This is a genomic window from Micrococcus endophyticus, from assembly GCF_014205115.1.
GTDB lineage: Bacteria > Actinomycetota > Actinomycetes > Actinomycetales > Micrococcaceae > Micrococcus > Micrococcus endophyticus.
The window spans coordinates 1,658,545-1,679,970 of the sequence record NZ_JACHMW010000001.1 but is presented as its reverse complement, the minus strand read 5'-3'; the positions used below and the strand labels follow the sequence as shown (position 1 = coordinate 1,679,970).

At 74.8% G+C, this 21,426-nt stretch carries 19 protein-coding genes and 1 tRNA gene; 10 read left to right on the top strand and 10 right to left on the bottom strand.

The window, feature by feature from the left end:
- Nucleotides 1-45 precede the first annotated feature (45 nt).
- Complete coding sequence (locus tag HDA33_RS07670) at nucleotides 46-1,956, top strand: threonine/serine exporter family protein (protein WP_246417161.1); 1,911 nt, start codon at nucleotides 46-48, stop codon at nucleotides 1,954-1,956.
- Between the two features lie 15 nt (nucleotides 1,957-1,971).
- Here the strand turns inward: HDA33_RS07670 and HDA33_RS07665 are convergent, their stop codons facing one another.
- The gene (locus tag HDA33_RS07665) at nucleotides 1,972-2,649 is read right to left on the bottom strand and encodes a uracil-DNA glycosylase (protein WP_184172276.1); all 678 of its coding nucleotides are present in this window, start codon (nucleotides 2,647-2,649) and stop codon (nucleotides 1,972-1,974) included.
- Nucleotides 2,650-2,685: 36 nt separating this feature from the next.
- Here HDA33_RS07665 and HDA33_RS07660 point away from each other — a divergent pair, with 36 nt between their 5' ends.
- The 3 genes from HDA33_RS07660 (at nucleotide 2,686) to groL (ending at nucleotide 5,942) form a co-directional block, all read left to right on the top strand.
- Nucleotides 2,686-2,991 carry a DUF3263 domain-containing protein gene (locus HDA33_RS07660; protein WP_036380258.1) on the top strand — a complete coding sequence of 102 codons (306 nt, stop codon included), beginning with the start codon at nucleotides 2,686-2,688 and terminating at the stop codon, nucleotides 2,989-2,991.
- Between the two features lie 3 nt (nucleotides 2,992-2,994).
- Nucleotides 2,995-4,011, top strand: coding sequence for a LytR C-terminal domain-containing protein (locus HDA33_RS12895; RefSeq protein WP_184172274.1), 1,017 nt, complete (start codon nucleotides 2,995-2,997; stop codon nucleotides 4,009-4,011).
- 299 nt (nucleotides 4,012-4,310) lie between these two features.
- Complete coding sequence (gene groL / locus HDA33_RS07650) at nucleotides 4,311-5,942, top strand: chaperonin GroEL (protein ID WP_184172272.1); 1,632 nt, start codon at nucleotides 4,311-4,313, stop codon at nucleotides 5,940-5,942.
- A gap of 236 nt (nucleotides 5,943-6,178) precedes the next feature.
- Here groL and HDA33_RS07645 read toward each other — a convergent pair whose 3' ends face one another.
- From HDA33_RS07645 to HDA33_RS07625, 5 genes are all read right to left on the bottom strand, one after another.
- The gene (locus HDA33_RS07645; RefSeq protein WP_184172270.1) at nucleotides 6,179-7,111 is read right to left on the bottom strand and encodes a DUF4031 domain-containing protein; all 933 of its coding nucleotides are present in this window, start codon (nucleotides 7,109-7,111) and stop codon (nucleotides 6,179-6,181) included.
- Between the two features lie 70 nt (nucleotides 7,112-7,181).
- Nucleotides 7,182-7,472, bottom strand: coding sequence for a WXG100 family type VII secretion target (locus HDA33_RS07640; protein WP_158492683.1), 291 nt, complete (start codon nucleotides 7,470-7,472; stop codon nucleotides 7,182-7,184).
- Nucleotides 7,473-7,527: 55 nt separating this feature from the next.
- Nucleotides 7,528-9,336, bottom strand: a complete 1,809-nt coding sequence (locus HDA33_RS07635) for an ATP-binding protein (protein ID WP_184172268.1) — start codon at nucleotides 9,334-9,336, stop codon at nucleotides 7,528-7,530.
- 1 nt (nucleotide 9,337) lies between these two features.
- Nucleotides 9,338-10,045, bottom strand: coding sequence for a response regulator transcription factor (locus tag HDA33_RS07630; protein WP_158495161.1), 708 nt, complete (start codon nucleotides 10,043-10,045; stop codon nucleotides 9,338-9,340).
- Between the two features lie 92 nt (nucleotides 10,046-10,137).
- Complete coding sequence (locus HDA33_RS07625) at nucleotides 10,138-10,401, bottom strand: hypothetical protein (RefSeq protein WP_158492680.1); 264 nt, start codon at nucleotides 10,399-10,401, stop codon at nucleotides 10,138-10,140.
- Nucleotides 10,402-10,611: 210 nt separating this feature from the next.
- On the opposite strand from HDA33_RS07625, the gene HDA33_RS07620 reads away from it, so the two are divergent.
- Both HDA33_RS07620 and HDA33_RS07615 read left to right on the top strand, forming a co-directional pair.
- On the top strand, nucleotides 10,612-10,995 hold the full coding sequence (locus tag HDA33_RS07620; RefSeq protein WP_158495160.1) for a cold-shock protein: 384 nt from the start codon (nucleotides 10,612-10,614) through the stop codon (nucleotides 10,993-10,995).
- Between the two features lie 3 nt (nucleotides 10,996-10,998).
- On the top strand, nucleotides 10,999-11,490 hold the full coding sequence (locus tag HDA33_RS07615) for a DUF3027 domain-containing protein (RefSeq protein ID WP_184172266.1): 492 nt from the start codon (nucleotides 10,999-11,001) through the stop codon (nucleotides 11,488-11,490).
- An 80-nt stretch (nucleotides 11,491-11,570) separates the two neighbouring features.
- Here HDA33_RS07615 and serC read toward each other — a convergent pair whose 3' ends face one another.
- A complete protein-coding gene (gene serC, locus HDA33_RS07610) occupies nucleotides 11,571-12,698 on the bottom strand; it encodes a phosphoserine transaminase (protein ID WP_184172264.1) in 1,128 nt (375 codons plus the stop codon).
- Between the two features lie 129 nt (nucleotides 12,699-12,827).
- Here serC and HDA33_RS07605 point away from each other — a divergent pair, with 129 nt between their 5' ends.
- The 3 genes from HDA33_RS07605 (at nucleotide 12,828) to HDA33_RS07595 (ending at nucleotide 16,262) form a co-directional block, all read left to right on the top strand.
- A complete protein-coding gene (locus tag HDA33_RS07605) occupies nucleotides 12,828-13,547 on the top strand; it encodes a metal-dependent transcriptional regulator (RefSeq protein ID WP_184172262.1) in 720 nt (239 codons plus the stop codon).
- 210 nt (nucleotides 13,548-13,757) lie between these two features.
- Entirely contained in the window at nucleotides 13,758-14,252 is a 495-nt protein-coding gene (locus tag HDA33_RS07600; protein WP_017489191.1) for an HNH endonuclease, read from the top strand.
- Nucleotides 14,253-14,393: 141 nt separating this feature from the next.
- A complete protein-coding gene (locus HDA33_RS07595) occupies nucleotides 14,394-16,262 on the top strand; it encodes an ABC transporter transmembrane domain-containing protein (protein WP_184172260.1) in 1,869 nt (622 codons plus the stop codon).
- Between the two features lie 139 nt (nucleotides 16,263-16,401).
- Here the strand turns inward: HDA33_RS07595 and HDA33_RS07590 are convergent.
- The 3 genes from HDA33_RS07590 to HDA33_RS07580 form a co-directional block, all read right to left on the bottom strand.
- Nucleotides 16,402-16,475 (bottom strand) — tRNA-Arg (locus HDA33_RS07590).
- Between the two features lie 52 nt (nucleotides 16,476-16,527).
- Nucleotides 16,528-17,199 (bottom strand): hypothetical protein, encoded by a 672-nt coding sequence (locus HDA33_RS07585; RefSeq protein WP_184172258.1) that lies wholly within the window; start codon nucleotides 17,197-17,199, stop codon nucleotides 16,528-16,530.
- 112 nt (nucleotides 17,200-17,311) lie between these two features.
- Complete coding sequence (locus HDA33_RS07580; protein WP_184172256.1) at nucleotides 17,312-18,490, bottom strand: acyltransferase family protein; 1,179 nt, start codon at nucleotides 18,488-18,490, stop codon at nucleotides 17,312-17,314.
- A gap of 181 nt (nucleotides 18,491-18,671) precedes the next feature.
- Here HDA33_RS07580 and pcrA point away from each other — a divergent pair, with 181 nt between their 5' ends.
- On the top strand, nucleotides 18,672-21,254 hold the full coding sequence (gene pcrA / locus HDA33_RS07575) for a DNA helicase PcrA (RefSeq protein WP_184172254.1): 2,583 nt from the start codon (nucleotides 18,672-18,674) through the stop codon (nucleotides 21,252-21,254).
- Nucleotides 21,255-21,426: the final 172 nt, after the last annotated feature.

Genomic DNA, 21,426 nt, shown 5'->3' with positions numbered 1-21,426 from the left:
CTTTCTCATCCCCGCACCGCACACGGAGAGGACACGGTGAGCCGCATGGAGCCGGAGGGCACCCACGAGCCGGAGCGGTTCGACCCGCGGGTCGCCGAGCCCCCCGCCGTCCCCGCCCTCATCCCGGTGCTGCGCCCCGCCTCGGCGGACCACGACACCGCGCCGCAGGACCCGGCGGCCGCCGAGGACGCCCGGCCGCACCCCGCCGAGGACGCCCACCCCGCCGCCGTCGCCGTGGAGCCCGCCGAGCCGCTCCCCGCCGTCGTCCGCCCCGCCGCCGCGGAGCCGGACCCGGCCGACGCCGCGCCCGTGGCGCGTCCGGAGCCGGCGGCGCCGGAGGAGCAGCTCCCCGAGCAGGCCGCGGACGCCCCGCTCACCGAGCCGCCCCTGTCCGAGCAGGTGCCCACCTCCGTGCTGGCCCCCGCGGACGCCGACGGCGCCCTGCCCGCCCCGGACGTGCTCCCCGAGCCGGACGTCACCGTCCCGGACCCCGTGGTGCCCGTGGGCCCGCCGGAGAAGCGCGGGCGCCGCCGCGGACGCAAGGCGCGCGAGGTGTTCGTCGAGAACCTGCCCACCCAGGCGCTCGTCCTGGCCGACCGCCTGCACTCCTCCCCGTACGGGCGCCGCATGCGCTCGACCCTGCAGCAGCGCCGCGAGGCCGAGACGCACGCCCTCGAGGCGCGCACCACCCTGGACTTCGCGCTCAAGCTGGGCGAGACCATGTTCAGCTTCGGTGCGGCCTCCCTGGACGTGGAGACCTCGATCATCGTGGTCACGCAGGCCTACGGGATCCTCGAGACCGAGGTGGACCTGACCAACCAGTCCATCTCGCTGAACTACGCGCCGGACTCCTCCCGCGGCGAGTCGCCGTACACGCTGCAGCGCGTGGTGCGCTCCTCCTCCGTGAACTTCGAGGGCCTCGTGGCCGTCCACCGGCTCGTGGAGGAGATCGCGGACGGCCGCCTGGACCGCGCCGAGGCCCAGCGCCGGCTCGTGGAGATCCGGCACCAGCCCAAGCCCTTCCCGGCCGTGTTCGAGATCCTCTTCGCCGGGGTGTTCGTGGCCTGCTTCATCCCGTTCATCGGCGGCAACTGGACCGGCTCGCTGCTCGGGATGATCTCCACCTGGCTCGTGTTCTGGCTCAAGATCCAGGCCGACCGCGCCCGGTTCCCCGAGATCTTCTCCACCATGTTCGGGGCGATCGTGGCCACGGTGATCGCGCTGGCCGCCTTCGCCCTGGAGCTGCCGGTCAACCCGGCGGTGGTGATCGCCGGCGGCATCATGATGCTGTTGCCCACGGCGCGGTTCGTCACCGCCGTGCAGGACGCCATCAACGGCTTCCCCGTCACGGCGGCCGGCCGCTTCCTCTCCGCCCTGCTCGTGTTCACGGGGGTGATGGCGGGGATCATGGTCGCGGTCGCCCTCGGCGACCTCGCGGGCCTGGAGCACCTGGACCTCGCCGAGGCGGGGACCCTGCAGCACCCGCCGCTGCTGCTGCTGGCCCTGGTGACGGCAGCCGGCATGTCCGACGCGGTGGTGGAGCAGTCCCGTTGGCCGCAGATCCTGGCGTGCGGGCTCGTCTCCGGCGCGGGCTACGGCGTGTTCCTGGCGGCGCAGCAGCTCGGCATCGGGGACCGGCTGGTCCCCGCCGCGGCGGCGACCGCGGTCGGGTTCCTCGGCCGCCTGGTGGCCCAGCGCATCGCCGCGCCCGCCCTGGTGATCGTGCTGCCGTCCATGCTGTTCCTGCTGCCGGGCCTGATGATGTTCCGCTCGGTCTACGGGTTCACCGTGGAGACCGGCTCCACGCTGCTCGGCCTGGCGGGCCTGTTCAACGCCGCGGTGATCGTGGTGGCGATCGCCGCCGGCGTCGCCTTCGGCAACACGCTCGCCAAGCCCATCACGGACCGCATGGGCACGCTGCTGCCCACCGAGCTCGTGATGCACCAGCGCGGCTGAGCCGCCGACGCCCGCTCAGTCGGGCAGGCGCCAGTCCACCGGCTCCGCGCCGGCCTCCTCCAGCAGCCGGTTCACCCGGCTGAACGGGCGCGAGCCGAAGAACCCGCGGTGCGCGCTCAGCGGGGAGGGATGCGGGGACTCCACGACGCCGGCCCCCGCCTGGGTGAGCAGCGGCGCCATGCGCCGCGCGTCGGCGCCCCACAGCAGGCCCACCAGCGGGGTGCCGCGCTCGCAGAGGGCACGGACCGCGGCCTCCGTGATCTGCTCCCAGCCCAGGCCCCGATGGCTGCCGGGGGCGCCGGCCCGCACCGTCAGTGCGCGGTTGAGCAGCATGACGCCCTGGTCCGCCCACGCCGAGAGGTCCCCGTGCGCGGGCGGGGCGATGCCGAGGTCGTCCTGCAGCTCGCGGTGGATGTTCACCAGGGAGCGGGGGAGCGGGCGCACGTGGCGATCCACGGCGAAGCTCAGGCCGATGGGGTGGCCCGGCGTGGGATAGGGGTCCTGGCCGAGCACGAGCACCCGGACGTCCTCGAAGGGCCGGCGGAACACGCGCAGGATGTGCTCGGGGGCCGGGAGCACCTGCTCTCCGGCGGCCCGCCGCTGCGTGAGGGCCGCGCCGACCTGCTCGAGCGCGGCGGCCTGGGGGGCGAGCGCCGCCTCCCATCCGGGGTCCAGGGGTGCGATGAACTCCATCCCCCGAGCGTAGCCGCGCTGGGTACAGTGGCGGCCATGCCGACCTCCGCCCCCGAACCCCGCCGGGACGCGCTGACGCCGCAGGAGCGCGCGGTGCTGGACCTCGAGGCCGCCACGTGGCGACACGGCGGCGCCAAGGACCACGCCGTCCGGGAGCGTCTCGGGCTCTCCCCGACCGCCTACTATCAGGTGTTGAACGGACTGCTGGACCGTGAGGCCGCCCTGGCCTACCGGCCCCTGCTCGTCGCCCGGCTGCTGCGCAAGCGCGGCACCCGCAGCAGGGCGCGCAGGGCCCCCGCGGACCCGGCCCCGTCCACGCCCGCTTCCCGCCAGGAGAACTGACCCATGGCCTACCAGCCCGACCGCTTCGACGAGGTCCCCGAGTACACGGACCAGCGCGGCGCCCACCGCGCGTCCTTCGCCGCCCCCGCCGGCGCGGCCGCCGCCGCGGGCGGCGCCCGCCGCTTCAGCCCGCTCCTGCTGGTGGCCGGACTCGTCCTTCTCGCCGGCCTCTTCGTGGGCGTCGTGCTGCCCTGGCTCACGGGCGACCGCTCCGAGCCCGTCGCGGCCGAGTCCTCCGCCTCGTCCCCGGCCGCGGACCCCTCGACCTCGTCCGAGCCGGCTTCCCCGACCGAGGGCGCCGCCACGACCGAGCCCGCCTCCCCGTCGGAGGATGCGGCCGCCGCCGAGGCCTCCCGCTCCCAGGCCGCCGCGCAGTCCGCGGCGGAGCAGTCGGCCGCCGAGGCCGCCGCGGCCTCCTCCCGCGCCGCCGAGGAGGCGGCCGCCGCCGAGGCGTCGCGCTCGGCCGCCGCCGCGGCGGAGGCGTCGCGCTCGGCCGAGGCCGCGCAGGCCGCCGAGGCCTCCCGCTCGGCCGAGGCCGCGCAGGCCGCCGAGGCCTCCCGCTCGGCCGCCGCCGCCCAGGCCGCCGAGGCCTCCCGCTCGGCCGCCGCCGCGGCGGAGGCGTCCCGTTCCGCCGCCGCCGCCCAGGCCGCGGAGGCCTCCCGCTCGGCCGCCGCCGCGGCGGAGGCGTCCCGTTCCGCCGAGGCCGCCCAGGCCGCGGAGGCCTCTCGCTCGGCCGCGGCCCAGGCCGCCGCCGCCGCGCGGTCCACCAACGTCACGGTCTACAACGCCACCCGCACCACCGGCCTGGCCGCCTCCTACGCCCAGCGCCTGCGCTCCGCCGGCTTCACCTCCGTGTCCGCGCAGAACTGGGGCGGCTACGGCATCCAGTCCTCCACCGTGCTCTACAACGGCTCGGGCAACCAGGCGGCCGCCGAGGCCGTCGCCGCCGAGCTCGGCTTCCCGGTGCTGCAGACCCCCAACCTGCAGGTCAACGGCGTCGCCGTCGTCGTCACCGGCTGACGGTCCGTCCGGGCCCCGACGGCCCCCGCCCGAGCGCCCCGCGGCGCCCCGGGCGGGGGCCGTCCGCCGTCCGCGGACACCGCGGCGTGCGGCGCTCCGGCCTTTTGCACTCTCCCCGGGCGAGTGCTCATAATGGGGTTAGCACTCCGAAGGCGCGACTGCCAGCCGTACCCCGGCCGGCCCGGCGCCGTGGAGGAGGACCTGTCCACCGGTGAGGCCCCAGCGGGCCGTCCGTCGCGGGCACCGATGCAGGTCAGCCACCAGCTGTAGGAAGCAGACGTCCAGAAAGGACTTGCATCATGGCCAAGACCATCGCATTCGACGAAGAGGCACGCCGCGGCCTGGAGAAGGGCCTGAACACCCTGGCCGACGCCGTGAAGGTGACCCTCGGCCCGCGCGGCCGCAACGTGGTGCTGGAGAAGAAGTGGGGCGCCCCCACCATCACCAACGACGGCGTCTCCATCGCCAAGGAGATCGAGCTCGAGGACCCGTACGAGAAGATCGGCGCGGAGCTCGTCAAGGAGGTCGCCAAGAAGACCGACGACGTCGCCGGCGACGGCACCACCACCGCCACCGTGCTGGCCCAGGCGCTCGTCCGCGAGGGCCTGCGCAACGTGGCCGCCGGTGCGGACCCGCTGTCCCTCAAGCGCGGCATCGAGAAGGCCGTGGACGCCGTCACCGCCGAGCTGCTCTCCGCCTCGCGCGAGATCGAGACCAAGGAGCAGATCGCGGCCACCGCCTCGATCTCCGCCGCCGACAAGCAGATCGGCTCCCTCATCGCCGAGGCCCTGGACAAGGTGGGCAAGGAGGGCGTCATCACCGTCGAGGAGTCCAACACCTTCGGCCTCGAGCTCGAGCTCACCGAGGGCATGCGCTTCGACAAGGGCTACATCTCCGGCTACTTCGTCACCGACGCGGACCGCCAGGAGGCCGTCCTCGAGGATCCCTACATCCTCATCGTCAACTCCAAGATCTCCTCCGTGAAGGACATGGTGGCGATCCTCGAGAAGGTCATGCAGTCGGGCAAGCCGCTGCTGATCATCGCCGAGGACGTCGAGGGTGAGGCCCTGGCCACCCTCGTGGTCAACAAGATCCGCGGCACCTTCAAGTCCGTGGCCGTGAAGGCCCCGGGCTTCGGTGACCGCCGCAAGGCCATGCTCGCCGACATCGCCATCCTCACCGGCGGCCAGGTCATCTCCTCCGAGGTCGGCCTGTCCCTCGAGAACGCCACCCTGGACCTGCTGGGCACCGCCCGCAAGGTGGTCATCACCAAGGACGAGACCACCATCGTCGAGGGCGCCGGCGACGCCGAGCAGATCGCCGGCCGCGTGGCCCAGATCCGCGCCGAGATCGAGAACACCGACTCGGACTACGACCGCGAGAAGCTGCAGGAGCGCCTCGCCAAGCTGGCCGGCGGCGTCGCCGTCATCAAGGCCGGCGCGGCCACCGAGGTGGAGCTCAAGGAGCGCAAGCACCGCATCGAGGACGCCGTGCGCAACGCCAAGGCGGCCGTGGAGGAGGGCATCGTCGCCGGCGGCGGCGTGGCCCTGATCCAGGCCGGCGCCAAGGCGTTCGGCGGCCTGACCCTCGAGGGCGACGAGGCCACCGGCGCGAACATCGTCAAGGTCGCCATCGAGGCCCCGCTCAAGCAGATCGCCTTCAACGCGGGCCTGGAGCCGGGCGTCGTGGCCGACAAGGTCAAGACCCTCCAGGACGGCCACGGCCTCAACGCCGCCACCGGCGAGTACGAGGACCTGCTGGCCGCCGGCATCAACGACCCGGTGAAGGTGACCCGCTCGGCCCTGCAGAACGCCGCGTCCATCGCGGGCCTGTTCCTGACCACCGAGGCCGTCGTCGCGGACAAGCCCGAGAAGGCCGCCGCCGGCGCCGAGGGCATGGACCCGATGGGCGGCATGGGCGGCATGATGTGATCAGCCGCTGAGCCCGCCCGGTCCGTCCGGGCGCCCAGCACGCGAGGCCCGTCCTCCCCGTCCGGGGAGGGCGGGCCTCGCTGCGTCCGCGGGAGCGGGGGAGGGGGCAGGGACGGGGGGCAGAACCGGGGGCGTTTTCGCTCGGGAAATCGTCGTCACCCGGCGAGGAGGACGGGATGGTAACGACGATTTCCCGAACGAAAGTGCAGGGGGCGGGGGTGGGGCGGGGTCGGGGGTCAGGGGCGAAGGGTCGCCAGCTCCGCCTCGAGGTTGCGGCGGGCCGCCGCCTCCCAGTGGGCGCGGCCCGGGGCCGTGCGGTACAGGCGCTCCGCCCCGAGCAGGGACTCGAGCACGGCGGCGCGCCCGCGCGCCCAGTCCGCGTCCGGCACGTGGGCGAAGTCGCGGCGCACGGCCTGCACGTACCGCCGGTACGCCTCGGGGGAGCGGCCAAGCACCTCGAGGTCGGCGTCGCAGAGCAGGGCGCCGGCGGCGTCCTGCGGGGCGGGGTCGTGGCCGGCGGTGAGCAGCACCAGGCGTCGCACCTCGCCGACGACGGCGGCCGGCAACGCCAGCGCGGGCGCGGCGAGCATCCGCGCGGCCAGCGCGGCGGAGTCGGCCTCGTCCTGGCCCGCGGGGGCGGCCGGGTCGCCGGCGTAGACCGCGTCGTGGAACCACGCGGCCAACCGGACGGCCCGGGGCTCCGGGCCCGGGTCCGCGCCGGCCCGCTCGAGCAGGTCGACGGCCTCGAGCACGGCCAGCAGGTGGGAGCGGTCGTGGTAGTGCCGGTGCGGCTGCGCCCAGCGCTCCCGCAGGTCTCGGCCGGCCGCGTCCACGGCCTCCGCCCGCGCCCCGGTGCCCTCGAAGAGCGCGGCCCAGCGCCGGGCCAGGACGGCGTCCCGCTTCTCGGCGCGGCCGCGGGCGGGCACCCGCAGGCCGGAGGCCACGAGCCGGCGGACCAGCTCGCGCCCGCTCACGGGCACGGCGCCCCGGGCCACGAGCTCCTCGCACCGGTGGGCGGGGACGTCGTAGTGGTCCCGGTCGAACGCGCGCTCGGGCAGCCCGGCCGCGCGCGCGAACGCGTGCAGCTCCTCGAGGGAGGCGTCCGAGACGAGGTGGGCGAACACGGTGCCGTGGGCCGGCCAAGCCGGCGGGTCGATCAGGACGGTCATGGCACCACTCTAGGAAGCACGCCGCGGGGCGCGGCCGTCCTCGGCCGCGCCCCGCGGTGCGCACACCCGCTCAGTGGCGGAACATGGCGGCGTTCGCGGCCTCCGCGTCCTGGTACTGCTGGGCGGCGGCGTCCATGGCGCGGCGGATGCCGGCCAGCGACTCCTCGACGCGCTGCTGGGTGGCCCGCCACTCGGTGAGCACCCCCTGGAAGTTGGCGGCCGCCTGGCCGCGCCACGTGTCCTGCAGCTGGCGCAGGTGCGCCTCCATGGCGCCCACCTCGGCCTGGAGGCGTCCGATGGAGCCCTCCACGGCCCCGCTCTTGGCCCGCAGGTCCTCGACGTCGATCTGCACGATGCTCATGTGCCTGTCCCCTCTGCTTCGATGCTGGTGGCGGCGGGCGCCGCCGGGCACCACGCTAGGGACGGTCGGGTGCGGCGGGGCCGGGCTCCTCCTCGCCTGGGGATGCAGCGCCCTCGGCGGGGGCCTGTGCAGGAGTCCCGGCCCGACGGCGGCGCTCGGCCGAGGCCCGCCGGAACCGCACGCCGGCGCGCAGCAGGCGGCTGCGCCGGGCCGCGTCCACGACGCTGGCCCCCGCCCCCGAGGGCGCGACCAGGCCGAGGGGGCCGGTGTGGGACGCCTCGGCGGCGTCCTCCGACTCCGCCACGGCGCCGGCGTCGTCCTCGTCCTCGAGGTCGTCGTCGTCCTCGAACGGGGCCCACGGCAGGTGCACGGAGAACGTGGCGCCGCCGCCCTCGGTCTCCAGCAGCCGCACGGAGCCGCCGTGCTGGGCCACGATCGCCGCGACGATCGCCAGGCCCAGGCCGGTGCCGCCGGTCTCGCGGTGCCGGGAGGTGTCCGCCCGGTAGAACCGCTCGAAGATGCGGGCCGCGTCCTCCTCGGACACGCCCAGCCCGTGGTCGCGGATCTCGATCACGGAGGTCCGGCCCTCGCCGTCGCCCGCGGCCCCGGGTCCGCCCAGGGGGTCCACGGTGCCCACGGCGATCTCGATCGGGGTGCCCGCCGGGGTGTAGCGCAGCGCGTTGGCCATGAGGTTGACCACCACCTGGCGCATCCGGTTCTCGTCGCCCACGATCGGCGCAGAGCCGGCCCGGCCGCCGTCGAGCCCCACGAGCGTGACTTTGCGGTCCGGGGCGTTGACGGAGGCGTCCATCATGGAGTCCATCGCCAGGATCAGCAGGTCCACGGGGGCCAGCTCGAGCGGGCGCTGCTCGTCCAGGCGAGCCAGCGTGAGCAGGTCCTCCACGAGGCGGGTCATGCGGGTGGCCTCGGACTCGATGCGCTGCATGGCCGCAGCGACGTCCTCCTCCTCGCGCAGCCCGCCGTGCCGGTAGAGCTCGGAGAAGCCGCGGATCGTCACCAGCGGGGTGCGCAGCTCGTGGGAGGCGTCCTGCACGAAGCGCCGCATCTTGTCCTCCGAGACCTCCTTGTCCCGGAAGGCGGACTCGATGTGCGCGAGCATCGCGTTGAGCGAGCGGGAGAGCCGGCCGACCTCGGTGTCCGGGGCGGCGCTCTCCACGCGCTGGGTCAAGTCGCCCGCCGCGATCTTGGCGGCGGTGCGCTCCACGCGGTTCAAGGCGCGGAACGCGCGCTGGACCGCCAGGTTGGCCACGATCACGGTGCCCGCCGTCCCGAGCAGGCCGATGGTGACCACGAGCGAGGTCACGCGCTCCACGGAGGAGCGCACGCCCTCCAGGGGCAGGGCCACCGCCATGGTGCCGTCGCCGCTGCTCAGCCCGTACAGCTGCACGCGCCACCGGCTGGACTCGTCCTGCGTGCCCGCCACCTCGAAGGAGGCCGAGCCGATCTCGAGCGCCCGCTCCGGGGTGATCGAGGGCAGGTCGGGCTCGTCCGAGCCCGGCACCACGGGCGTCTGGACGACGCGGTCGCCGTCGTTGTCCCAGACGACGCCGTAGTAGCGCAGGATGGGCAGCTGCGGCATGTAGTACTCGCCCGTCTGGGCGACGTTGGCCAGGTACATCGAGACCGTGTCCCGGTTGGCGGCCATGTCCTCGTCCAGCTGGCGGACCGCCTCCTGGCGGAACAGGGCGGCGGTGGCGATCGCGGTCACGGCGACCAGGGCCAGCATGAGCACCGTGATCATCACGACCAGCTTGGTGCGCAGGGACTGGCCCCGCCACGCGGAGCTCAGCCAGGCGCGCGGATGGCGGGCGCGGGCCGCCGCGGCGTCGAGCCGCCCGCCCACGTCAGCGCTTGTCCGCGGCGCGGAGCATGTAGCCGACGCCGCGCTTGGTGTGGATCATCTTCTCGCGACCGCCCACGTCGATCTTGCGGCGCAGGTACGAGATGTAGGACTCCACGATCGAGGCGTCCCCGTTGAAGTCGTACTCCCAGACGTGGTCCAGGATCTGGGCCTTGGACAGCACGCGGTTGGGGTTCATCATCAGGTAGCGCAGGAGCTTGAACTCCGTGGGGGAGAGCTCCACGACCTCGCCGCCGCGGCGCACCTCGTGCGCGTCGTCGTCGAGCTCGAGGTCGCCCACCCGCAGCACCGCCGCGTCGTCGTCCAGGGAGGCGGTGCGGCGCAGCACCGCGCGGATGCGGGCGACCACCTCGTCCAGGGAGAACGGCTTGGTGACGTAGTCGTCCCCGCCCACGGTCAGGCCCGTGATCTTGTCCTCGGTGCCGTCCCGGGCCGTCAGGAACACCACGGGGAAGTGGCGGCCCGCGGCGCGCAGGCGGCGGGTGACGGTGAACCCGTCCATGTCCGGGAGCATCACGTCCAGGACGGCGAGGTCCGGCTGGAACTCCTCGGCGGCGTCCAGGGCCTCCCGGCCGTTGGCCGCGGCCGTGACCTCGAAACCGGCGTAGCGCAGGGACGTGGAGAGCAGCTCGCGGATGTTGGGCTCGTCGTCCACCACGAGGAGGCGTGCTTCGGGGTTCTGAGACTGCATGGCGCCAGTCAACCCGGCCAACCTGGGAGGTCGCTGACAGCCTGCTGGACAGGCTGTCCCGCGCGGGCATGCCGCCCGCCCGGGGCGATCCGTCAGAGGCGCGAGCGGCGCACGGCGCCCAGCACCACGTGCAGCAGCATCAGCGAGAAGCCCACCGGCAGCCCGAACATGGCCAGCGCGTACAGGGCGGGGACCGCGGGCCAGGAGAAGAAGTACGCCGCGAGCAGGCCCAGCAACGCCACAAAGGACACCGCGGTGACCGTCACCCCGAGCACCAGGACGACGCCGCGGCCGCCGCGCCGGTCGGCGGCGGGGGCGGAGGGCGCGGGGGCGGGGCGGGCGGTGGTCTGCGACATGCCCGCCACTCTAGTCGGGCTATCCTGGGAGGTCATTGACGACCACGTCCTCCGCCGTCACCTCCGGGCGCACGGCCAGGCTGGACCGCACCGATGCCGCGGCGCACCGCCGCGCCGGCGCCGGACCCCGCCGACCCGAGACGAGCGCACGGCAGCCCAGGGCGCCGGCGCGACGCGGGGGACACCGACGACGAGGAGCAGGTGCCGCACATGCCCACCGGACGCATCAAGTTCTACGACTCAGCCAAGGGCTTCGGCTTCGCCCAGACCGACGAGGGCGAGGAGGTCCACGTGCCCTCCTCCGCGCTGCCCGCCGGCGTGACCGAGCTGCGCGGGGGCGCCCGCGTCGAGTTCGGGGTGGCCGAGGGCCGCCGCGGCAAGCAGGCGCTGTCCCTGCGCGTGCTCGACGCCGCCCCCTCCTCGGTCCGCAACCACCGGCCCCGGCCGGCGGAGATGGCGGTCCTCATGGAGGACCTCATCCGGTGGCTGGACGAGACCTCGAACGGCCTGCGCCGCGGCCAGTACCCCCAGAGCGGCCAGGCGAAGAAGATGGCGCAGGTGCTGCGCCGCGTCGCCGACGACCTGGAGGCCTGAGCCATGACCGACCGTGAGGACGCTACGCCCGTCGAGCAGGGGCAGGCGGCGCCCGCCGCCAGGGAGGCCGTCGTGAAGGCCCCGCCCGCGCGCCGTCGCGCGCCGCGCCGCGACGACCTGCTCGCCGCCGCCGTGGACGAGGCCCGCGCGGGCCTGGCCGGGCTGGCTGCGCCGGAGGAGGTGGGCGAGCACGTGGACGTGCTCGTGGACGACGACCGCCTGGTCACCCACCGCTTCGAGTCCCGGCTGCCCGGATACGCCGGCTGGCTCTGGTACGCCACGATCGCCCGGGCGCCGCGCTCGCGCCTCGTGACGGTGTGCGAGACCGGCCTGGTGGCCGGCGAGGGCGCACTCGTGGCCCCGCCGTGGGTGCCCTACGCCGAGCGCGTGAGCGAGGAGGAGCGCGAGCGCCTGCGGGCCGTGGCCGAGGGCCGCGTGCCCGGCGCTGCCGCCCCCGCCGGCCAGTCCGCGCCGGAGGGCGACGGGAAGGGCTGACGCCCCGCGCCGCCGTCGGGCCGCCGACGATCCGTGACGCCGGGGCCGAGGCCCCGGCGTCACGGCCGTCCGGGGACGGGTCAGCCCAGCTGCTCGACCACGTGGTCGATGCAGCGCAGCAGCGCCGAGACGTCCTCCGGGTCGATGGCCGCGAACGTGGCGATGCGCAGCTGGTTGCGGCCGAGCTTGCGGTAGGGCTCCACGTCCACCACGCCGTTGGCCCGCAGCGCCTTCGCCACGGCCGCGGCGTCGACGTCGTCGCTGAAGTCCACGGTGCAGATCACCCCGGAACGGTCCTCGGGGCGCGCCACGTACGGGGTCGCGTAGGAGGACGCCTCGGCCCACGCGTACACCCGCGACGAGGAGTCCGCGGTGCGCGCGGCCATCGCCGCCAGGCCGCCCTGCCCGTTCATCCAGCGCAGCTGGGCGTCGAGCATCACCAGGGTGGCCAGGGCCGGGGTGTTGTAGGTCTGGTCCTTGAGCGAGTTGTCCACGGCGGTGGACAGGTCCAGGAAGTCCGGGATCCAGCGGCCGGACTCCTTGATCTCCGCGACCCGCGCGAGGGCGCGCGGGGAGAACAGGGCCAGCCACAGGCCGCCGTCGGAGGCGAAGTTCTTCTGCGGGGCGAAGTAGTAGACGTCCGCCTGCGAGACGTCCACGTCCAGGCCGCCGGCGGCGGAGGTCGCGTCGATCACCACGAGCGCGTCCTCGTCGATCCCCTCGGGGCGCGCCACCGGGGCCATGACGCCCGTGGAGGTCTCGTTGTGGGGCCAGGCGTACACGTCGACGCCGGCCACGGCCTCCGGCTCGGGGCGGGAGCCCGGCTCAGCGGTGCGGATGTCCGAGGCGCCGAGGAAGGGGGCCTTGTCCGTGGCCTTGGCGAACTTGGAGCCGAACTCGCCGAAGCTCAGGTGCTGGGCGCGCTCGCGGACCAGGCCGAACGCGGCCGCGTCCCAGAAGGCGGTGGAGCCGCCGACGCCGAGGATCACCTCGTAGTCCTCGGGGGCGGAGAACAGCTCGGCGACGCCGGCGCGCACGCTCGCGACCAGGTCCTTCACCGGCTTCTGGCGGTGGGACGTGCCCAGCAGCCCGGCGGCGTCCTGCAGGGCCTGCAGCTGCTCGGGGCGGACCTTGGAGGGGCCGGCGCCGAAGCGGCCGTCGGCGGGCAGCAGGTCCTGGGGGAGGGTGATCTCGGCGGGGGAGGCCATGGCATGCTCCTGGGGCTTCGGGGTCGGGGTCGTCCCCATTCTCCCGCGTGCCCGGACGCCCCCCGCGAACGTGACTCGGCGCTGGCTAAGATGGCCCGAGACGAGGGGCCCGAGGGAAGAGGACGCGCCATGACGGATCTGATCGACACCACCGAGATGTACCTGCGCACTATCCTCGAGCTCGAGGAGGAGGGCATCCCGCCCCTGCGCGCGCGCATCGTGGAGCGCCTGGAGCATTCCGGCCCCACCGTCTCCCAGACCGTGGGCCGCATGGAGCGGGACGGGCTCGTGCACGTGGGCGCGGACCGCCGCCTGCAGCTCACCGTCACCGGCCGCGAGCTGGCCGTGGCCGTGCTGCGCAAGCACCGCCTCGCCGAGCGCCTGCTCGCGGACGTGATCGGCCTGGAGTGGGAGCTCGTCCACGAGGAGGCGTGCCGCTGGGAGCACGTGATGAGCGACCAGGTGGAGCGCCGCCTGCTCGCGCTCCTGGAGAACCCCACGGAGACCCCCTACGGCACCCCCATCCCGCCCCGCCCGGAGGAGGCCTCGGCGGAGGACTGGAGCCGCAGCATGGGCCTGGCCGGCACCCGGCTCTCCGAGGAGGCGGCCACGCCCGGCCGCTTCCGCGTGCGCGGGCTGGCCGAGGGCGTCCAGACCGACCCCGAGCTGTTGGCGCAGCTGGCCGCCACCGGCGTGACCCCCGGCCGGACGGTCACGGCGCAGGCGGCCCTCGACCCCGGCTACGTCCGCGTCGAGGGCGAGGCCGGCGACGGCGCGCAGGAGTCCGGCGCCTTGGAACTGGCCGTCGAGACGGCCGCCCACGTGTGGGTCGAACGCCTCGACGCCTGAGCGCGCGGACCCCGGGCCGACCAGCGCCGGACCGGGCCGCGGAGGCCCGCGGCGGGCCGCCGTCGTCGCCGGTGACGGGCGCGTGAGGACGCGGTGACGGACGGGTGAACCCCCGGCGGGCGTGACGGCGACACGCCGTGCGGCCGCGCCCGGCCCCCTAGCGTGGGGAGCACGACGCCCCGTGACCCCTCGCCCCGCTAGGTCCCCCCGATGCGCACACTCGTCCTGAACGCCGGCTACGAACCCCTCTCGGTGGTCTCCGACCGCCGGGCGCTGCTGCTCGTGGCCACCGGCAAGGCCAGCGTGCTCGAGGACGCCGGCGACCCGATGCGCAGCCCCACCCGCGCGTGGGGCCGGCCGCTCGTGATCCTGCTGCACCAGTACATCCGCGTCCCCCACACGGACGCCGCCCCCGTCTCCCGCAAGGGCGTGCTGCGCCGCGACGCCCACCGCTGCGCGTACTGCGGCGCCCACGCCACCACCGTGGACCACGTCCGGCCCCGCTCTCGCGGCGGCGAGAACTCGTGGGAGAACCTCGTGGCCTGCTGCCTGCGCTGCAACGCCCTCAAGGCGGACCGCTCTCTGGAGTCGATGGGCTGGCGCCTGCGCGTGGAGCCCGTGCGGCCCCGCGGCGCCCAGTGGCGCATCCGTGAGCTCGAGCGCCCCGCCGAGGCGTGGCGGGACTACCTGCGCCTGGCAGCCTGAACCCCCGGGGTCCTCGCGCCTCCGTTGCCCCCGTGGCTCGGGGGGCCCGGGATCCGCGCGCTGACGCCCGGAGCGGAATCGCCCTCGCGCGCGCCCGCGCGCTCCTAGACTCGCTGACGGTCGAGAGAGCGGAGGGCCACCGTGAGCATGGAGTCGGCGGCACGGGTGTCCATGATGCGGATGACGCATGGGCAGAACGGGGCGACGCAGCCCCTGGCGAAGGGCACCGTGCGGCGCACGATCGCCTTCGCGGACCGCTACCGCGCCCGGCTCATCGTGTTCGTCCTCGCCTCGATCGTGGGCGCCGTGCTCGGCGTGGCCTCGCCCGTGCTCGCCGGAGACGTGGTCAACGCGATCACCGGCGGCGACGACGGCGGCCTCGTGGTGCGCCTGGCCCTGCTGATCGCGCTCGTGGCCGTGCTGGACGCGGCCCTGTCCGTGTTCACGAAGTGGCTCTCCTCCGGGCTGGGGGAGCGGGTCATCTTCGACCTGCGCACCGCCGTGTTCGACCACGTGCAGCGCATGCCGGTGGCCTTCTTCCAGCGCACCCGCACCGGCGCCCTCGTCTCCCGCCTGAACAACGACGTGATCGGCGCGCAGTCCGCGATCTCCCGCACCCTCTCCGGCGTGGTGGCGAACGTGGTGTCCGTGGCGCTGACCCTGGGCGTGATGGTGGCGACCAGCTGGCAGGTCACCGTGCTCTCCCTCCTGCTGCTGCCGTTGTTCCTCATCCCCGCCCGGGCGGTCGGCTCGAAGCTCGCGGGGCTCTCCCGCGAGCGGGCCGGGCACAACGCCGCCATGGGCGACCAGATGACGGAGCGGTTCTCCGCCCCCGGCGCCACCCTCATCAAGCTCTTCGGCCGCCCCGCCGCCGAGTCCGCCGAGTTCGCCCGCCGCGCGGACCGCGTCCGCGCCACGGGCGTGGACATCTCCGTGCGCCAGGCCGTGTTCACCACGCTGCTCACGCTCGTCTCGGCGCTCGCGCTCGCGGCCGTCTACGGCGTGGGCGGGCTCCAGGCGATCGCCGGCACCCTCGACGCCGGCGACGTCGTCACCCTCGCCCTGCTGCTCACCCGGCTCTACGCCCCGCTGACCGCCTTGGCCAACGCCCGCGTGGAGATCATGAGCGCGCTCGTCAGCTTCGAGCGCGTGTTCGAGGTGCTGGACCTGCAGCCGCTCATCACCGAGCCGGCCCGCCCCGCGGCACTGCCTGCCGGGCCGCTGTCCGTGCGCCTGCGGGACGTGCGCTTCTCCTACCCCACCGCCCAGGAGGTGTCCCTGGCCTCGCTCGAGGAGGTGGCCGTGCTGGACACCCGCGGCGGCGAGGAGGTCCTCCACGGGATCGACGTGGCCGTGCCGGCAGGGTCCACCGTGGCGCTCGTGGGGTCCTCGGGCGCCGGCAAGTCCACGATCGCCTCGCTCGTCACGCGCCTGCACGACGTCAGCTCCGGCGCCGTGGAGCTCGGCGGCGTGGACGTGCGCGACCTGTCCTTCGCGGCCCTGCAGGAGGCCGTGGGCATGGTGACCCAGGACGGGCACCTGTTCCACGACACGGTGCGGGGCAACCTGCTGCTGGCCCGCCCGGACGCCACGGAGGAGCAGCTGTGGGACGCCGTCGAGCGGGCCCGCCTGCGCCCCGTGATCGAAGCGCTCCCGGACCGGCTGGACACCGTGGTGGGCGAGCGCGGCTACCGCCTCTCCGGCGGCGAGCGCCAGCGCATGACCATCGCGCGGCTGCTGCTGGCCGCCCCGCGCGTCGTGGTCCTCGACGAGGCGACGGCGGCCCTGGACTCCACGAACGAGCGCGCCATCCAGGAGGCGCTGGGGGAGGCGCTGACGGGGCGGACGGCGATCGTGATCGCCCACCGCCTGTCCACCGTGCGCAGCGCGGACGAGATCCTCGTGGTGGAGGCGGGGCGGATCGTGGAGCGCGGCGGCCATGCGGAGCTGCTGGCCGCGGGCGGGCGCTACGCGGAGCTGTACACCACGCAGTTCGCCGACGCAGAGTGAGGCGGGCGGCACCCGTGAGGTCCGAGCTGTCCTGCATCGCGCCGGAATGAGCCCCGATCCGGGCCGTATACCGGCCGGATGCAGGACGGCTCGGCGGGGGTGAGGGCGGCGGGGGCGAGGACGGCAGGTGCCGTGACGGTGCCCCAGGCCGGAATCGAACCGACGGCCTACCCTTTAGGAGAGGGTCGCTCTATCCAACTGAGCTACTGGGGCGCGGACCGGGCGGGGTGCCCGCCGGTCCGGTGAGCGAGTCTAGCGGAGGCGCTCAGCGACGCCGGGCGGCCGGCTCGCGACGGCGGCGCCCGGCCCACAGCATCACCACGATCGCCAGCGCGATCAGCGCCAGCAGGACCCAGCGGGCGAGCGTCAGGGCGGCGGCGAGGCCGGTGCCCGGGCCGCCGGCGGCGATGGCCTCCTCGATCGCGATGTTCTCCGCGATGTCCACCACCGCGAACAGCACGCCGACGCCGAGGGCGCCCCACTTGGCGGCGGCCGGCCGCAGCCGCCACGCGCCCACGGCGGCGAGGGTGAGCGCCACGGCGATCGGGAAGATCACGCCGGCCGTCTTGTGCACCCAGTTGAGCTGGCCGCGCGCGGCGTCGTCCATGACCGCGGAGAGCGCGCGGACGTGGTCCTGCCCGTAGAAGAGCATCGAGTCGGGCATGGCCAAGCCGCCGGTGAGCTGCGTCATCTGCTGGAGCACCAGCAGGTGCAGGTATGCGCCCACGAGCAGCGTGGTGACGATCAGCGCGCTCACCGGGATGGCGGGGCTGCCCTCCTGGCGCCCGGCGGCGGCGAGGTCCTCGCGGATGTTCAGGTCCCGCAGGGTGGGGCGGGCGCGCTCGGCGCCGCCGGCGGCGCGCGCGGCGGACGAGCCGGAGCGCGCGCCGGACTGCGACGCGCGGGACGGACGGGACTTGCGGGGCTTCTGAGACAACGGGGGCACCTCCGCGGACCATCCTCCCAGACCCGTGCCGGTCTGCCGTCCGGGGGCGGGGTCGAGCAGGGCCGGGCCACGGTCCGGCACACCTGACGGCGCCCCGGCAGGGTCAGCCGGCGCGGCGCGGCCGGGGCCGCTGCGCCGGCCGCGACCGGGCCGGCACGGCGGGCATCGGCGCCGTGATGGGGAGCACCGGCTCGGCCGCCACCGTCTCGCGGGCGGGCGAGCCCGCGCCGGAGGAGGCGGGCGCGGAGGAGGCCCCCGACGAGACCCCGGACGACGAGCCGGCGGCCGACCGCGGGCGCGGCGCCCGGCCGCGGGACGCCGTCGGGAACTCGAAGAGCCAGCGCACCCGCGGATAGACCGCCGCCAGGGCCAGCGGCACCAGGAAGGTCACGCTCGCGACCGCCACGTAGAAGTCGATGGGGCGCAGGGCGGCGAGCTCGCGGAACCAGCCCACGGCCAGGATCAGCACCGGCATGTGCGTGACGTACAGGACCATGGACTGGCGGCCGCAGAACTCCAGGAAGCGCAGCCGGGGCAGGCGCGGGGCCAGCCACAGCACGAGCAGGATGCCGGGCAGCGCCGTGAGCACGGACCACGGGTGGCGCTCGCTCACCACGATCTCCCCGGCGCGATGGGCGGCCAGGGTCGCCAGGGTCAGCGCCACGAGCACCAGGCCCACGGGAAGGGGGAGCCGGCGCATCCGGGGCAGCAGCCGCCCGGCGGCCGCCCCGAGGAAGAAGTACACGCCCCAGTAGAGGGGCCGGACCCAGTCGCGCGGGCCGCTGACGAACTCGAGCAGCAGGACGAAGAGGACCAGGGCCACCAGGACCGCCGGGACGCGCCGGGTCAGGGGGCCCACCAGGTAGCAGAGCATCAGGACCCACAGGAACCAGAGGTGCCAGGCGCCGCCGCGCCAGTACTCCCAGGACAGCAGCGACTGCGGGGTGCCCAGGGCGAGGGCGAGCAGCACCATCCAGACGAGGAACGGCCACAGGATCCGCTCCGCCTTGCCGCGGTAGTAGGTCCCGGCCGGCTTGGCCACGGAGCGCGGGAGCAGGACGCCGGAGAGGAACACCAGCATCGGCATGCGGAACGAGTGGAACACCTGGATCACGTTCGCGAAGACCACGGAGCTGACCGTCGCGTCCATGCCCTGGGGCATCGTGTACGTGTGGGTGAACACCACGAGGAGGACGGCGAACCCGCGGGTCGCGTCCATCCAGTGGGCTCGGGGGGAGGCGGGCGCGGCGGCGCTCGCGGGCGCGCTCGGGGTGCTGCTCACGGGGGCTCCTGGACCGGGCGGCGCTGAGACGGGGTTGACAGGGGGATGCGGCGCTGTCCGCGGCCACCCGTGCAGAACGCCCCGGACACCTTAGCCCCTGCCGGGCCGTCGCCCCGGACGGCCGGGGCGGCCGGCCCCGCGCCGCTGTCCCGTCCGCGCCCCCGCCTAGACTGGATCCGCCATGGCTGACCTCTTCTCCGCGCTCGGACGCGCCCCCCTGACCCCCGCCCGGACCCGCCGCGACGCGGATCCGGAGACCGCCCTGCCCGGCCTCGTGCCCACGGCCGTCACCCGCGCGGCCGCGGACCCGGAGGCGTGGGGCGGCGACCCGGAGTCCTGGGGCCGGGATGCGGCGCCGGCGCACACCCCGGACTCGCTCGTGGCGGGGCTGAACCCGCAGCAGTCCGCCGCCGTCACCCACACGGGCGCCCCGCTGCTGATCGTGGCCGGCGCGGGCTCGGGCAAGACGCGCGTGCTCACGCACCGGATCGCGTGGCTGCTGGCCACCGGTCGCGCGCGCCCGCACGAGATCCTCGCCATCACCTTCACCAACAAGGCGGCGGCGGAGATGCGCGAGCGCGTGTCCGGGCTGATCGGCCCGACGGCGCAGCGCATGTGGATCTCCACGTTCCACTCCTCGGCGGTGCGCCTGCTGCGCAACGAGGCCGCGAACATCGGGCTGAAGTCCACCTTCACCATCTACGACTCGGCGGACAGCCTGCGCCTGGTCACCACCATCGCCAAGCTCCACGAGCTGGACCCGAAGCGGTTCGCCCCCAAGGCGCTCCTGAACCGCATCAGCTCCCTGAAGAACGAGCTCGTGGAGGCGGACGACTACGCCTCCACCGTGGCCGAGGGGGACCCGTGGGGCCGCGCCGTCGCCGCCGTCTACCGGGACTACACCGCGCGCCTGCGCCAGGCCAACGCCCTGGACTTCGACGACCTGATCGGCATGACCGTCCACATGTTCGAGGCGTTCCCGCGCGTGCTGGACAACTACCGCCGCCGGTTCCGCCACGTCCTCGTGGACGAGTACCAGGACACCAACCACGCCCAGTACCGCCTGATCCGCCTCCTCGCGGGTCCCGCCGGCGAGCCCGAGGGGGTGGACACCCCCGGCGGCGAGCTCACCGTGGTGGGCGACTCGGACCAGTCCATCTACGCCTTCCGTGGCGCGGACATCCGCAACATCGTGGAGTTCGAGCAGGACTTCACGGACGCCGTGACCATCAAGCTCGAGCAGAACTACCGCTCCACGCAGACCATCCTGGACGCGGCCAACGCGGTCATCTCGAACAACCCGGACCGCCGCAAGAAGGACCTGTGGACGGCCGAGGGCGCCGGCGCCGCGATCGTGGGCTACGCCGCCGAGAACGAGTCCGCCGAGGCCGAGTGGATCGCCTCCACCATCGACCGCCTGCAGGACGAGGACGGGATCCGGCCGGCCGACGTCGCCGTGTTCTACCGGACCAACGCGCAGTCCCGCGCCCTCGAGGAGCGGCTGGTCACGCGCGGCATCCCCTACCGCGTGATCGGCGGCACCCGGTTCTACGACCGCAAGGAGATCAAGGACGCGCTCGCGTACCTGCGCGTGATCGTGAACCCGGACGACGACGTCAACGTGCGCCGCATCCTCAACGAGCCCAAGCGCGGCATCGGGGACCGGGCCGAGGGCGCCGTGGCCGCGTGGGCCGAGCGGAACCGGACCACGTTCTCGGCCGCCCTGCGGGACGCGGAGCACGCCCCTGGCATGGCGACCCGCTCGCTCAAGGCCGTCAACGGGTTCGTGCAGATGATGGACGACCTCGCCCAGGTCGCCGAGAGCGCAGGCCCGGCCACCGTGCTCGAGGCCGTCCTGGAGCAGTCCGGCATGCTCGCCGCCCTGCGCGAGTCCGAGGACCTGCAGGACGAGTCCCGCGCGGACAACCTCGGCGAGCTCGTGGCCGTGGTGCGCTCCTTCGAGAAGACCACGCCGGACGGCACGCTCTCCGACTTCCTGGAGCAGGTCGCCCTCGTGGCGGACGCGGACCAGCTGCCCACCGCGCCGGACGTGGAGGGGGAGAGCCTCGCCGAGGCCCAGGGCCAGGTCACGCTGATGACCCTGCACACGGCCAAGGGCCTGGAGTTCCCCGTGGTGTTCCTGACCGGCATGGAGCACGGCGTGTTCCCGCACGCGCGGTCCATGACGGACGAGAAGGAGCTCGCCGAGGAGCGCCGGCTGGCCTACGTGGGCCTCACCCGAGCGCGCCGTCGCCTGTTCCTCACGCGCGCCGAGGCGCGCTCGCTGTGGGGCCAGCACCAGTTCAACCCGCCCAGCCAGTTCCTCGGGGAGATCCCCGAGGCGCTCATCGACTGGGAGCGCGAGGGCGCCGTGCGCTCGGCCGGCTCGCTCAGCCTCACCGGCGCCGGCACGTCCCGCTACGCGGGCCGGTTGGGCTCCGGCGGCGGGCGGCCCGCCTGGCGGTCCCGGGACGACGACGGCGGCGCGCGCCCGCAGCGCCTGACGCGCGGCGACGAACCGACGGACCTCACCGTGCCCTCCGCCGTGGTGCGCGGGCGGGCGCCCAGCCGGGTCCAGCCGCAGAAGGAGATCGTGGCCCTGAGCCCCGGGGACCGCGTCTCCCATGCGACCTTCGGGCAGGGCCGAGTGGACGCCGTCGCCGGGGCGGGGGACAAGACCGTGGCCACCGTGACCTTCGAGGACTCCGGCGCCCAGAAGCGGCTGCTGCTGCGCTACGCGCCCCTGACGAAGGTCGAGGACTGAGAGGCGCGTCACTCCGGGCGTCATGCGCCGCGCAGGCCTGCGGGCGGCGCGATCCTCTCGACTAGAGTGGCCGTGGAGGCGTCTGTGACGTCAGGCCCGCGCGCGCCGCGCGCGGTCGGCCGCGCACCCGCGCCTCCCGCCGCGTCGGTGGTCCCCCACCGCCCCGGCTGTC

Coding starts and splice junctions, on each gene's coding strand:
- HDA33_RS07660 (WP_036380258.1), top strand. CDS start 2,686: ATGCCGACCTCCGCCCCCGAACCCCGCCGGGACGCGCTGACGCCGCAG.
- HDA33_RS07665 (WP_184172276.1), bottom strand. CDS start 2,649: ATGGAGTTCATCGCACCCCTGGACCCCGGATGGGAGGCGGCGCTCGCC.
- HDA33_RS07640 (WP_158492683.1), bottom strand. CDS start 7,472: ATGAGCATCGTGCAGATCGACGTCGAGGACCTGCGGGCCAAGAGCGGG.
- HDA33_RS07615 (WP_184172266.1), top strand. CDS start 10,999: ATGACCGACCGTGAGGACGCTACGCCCGTCGAGCAGGGGCAGGCGGCG.
- serC (WP_184172264.1), bottom strand. CDS start 12,698: ATGGCCTCCCCCGCCGAGATCACCCTCCCCCAGGACCTGCTGCCCGCC.
- HDA33_RS07600 (WP_017489191.1), top strand. CDS start 13,758: ATGCGCACACTCGTCCTGAACGCCGGCTACGAACCCCTCTCGGTGGTC.
- HDA33_RS07670 (WP_246417161.1), top strand. CDS start 46: ATGGAGCCGGAGGGCACCCACGAGCCGGAGCGGTTCGACCCGCGGGTC.
- groL (WP_184172272.1), top strand. CDS start 4,311: ATGGCCAAGACCATCGCATTCGACGAAGAGGCACGCCGCGGCCTGGAG.
- HDA33_RS07625 (WP_158492680.1), bottom strand. CDS start 10,401: ATGTCGCAGACCACCGCCCGCCCCGCCCCCGCGCCCTCCGCCCCCGCC.
- pcrA (WP_184172254.1), top strand. CDS start 18,672: ATGGCTGACCTCTTCTCCGCGCTCGGACGCGCCCCCCTGACCCCCGCC.
- HDA33_RS07620 (WP_158495160.1), top strand. CDS start 10,612: ATGCCCACCGGACGCATCAAGTTCTACGACTCAGCCAAGGGCTTCGGC.
- HDA33_RS07630 (WP_158495161.1), bottom strand. CDS start 10,045: ATGCAGTCTCAGAACCCCGAAGCACGCCTCCTCGTGGTGGACGACGAG.
- HDA33_RS07605 (WP_184172262.1), top strand. CDS start 12,828: ATGACGGATCTGATCGACACCACCGAGATGTACCTGCGCACTATCCTC.
- HDA33_RS07645 (WP_184172270.1), bottom strand. CDS start 7,111: ATGACCGTCCTGATCGACCCGCCGGCTTGGCCGGCCCACGGCACCGTG.
- HDA33_RS12895 (WP_184172274.1), top strand. CDS start 2,995: ATGGCCTACCAGCCCGACCGCTTCGACGAGGTCCCCGAGTACACGGAC.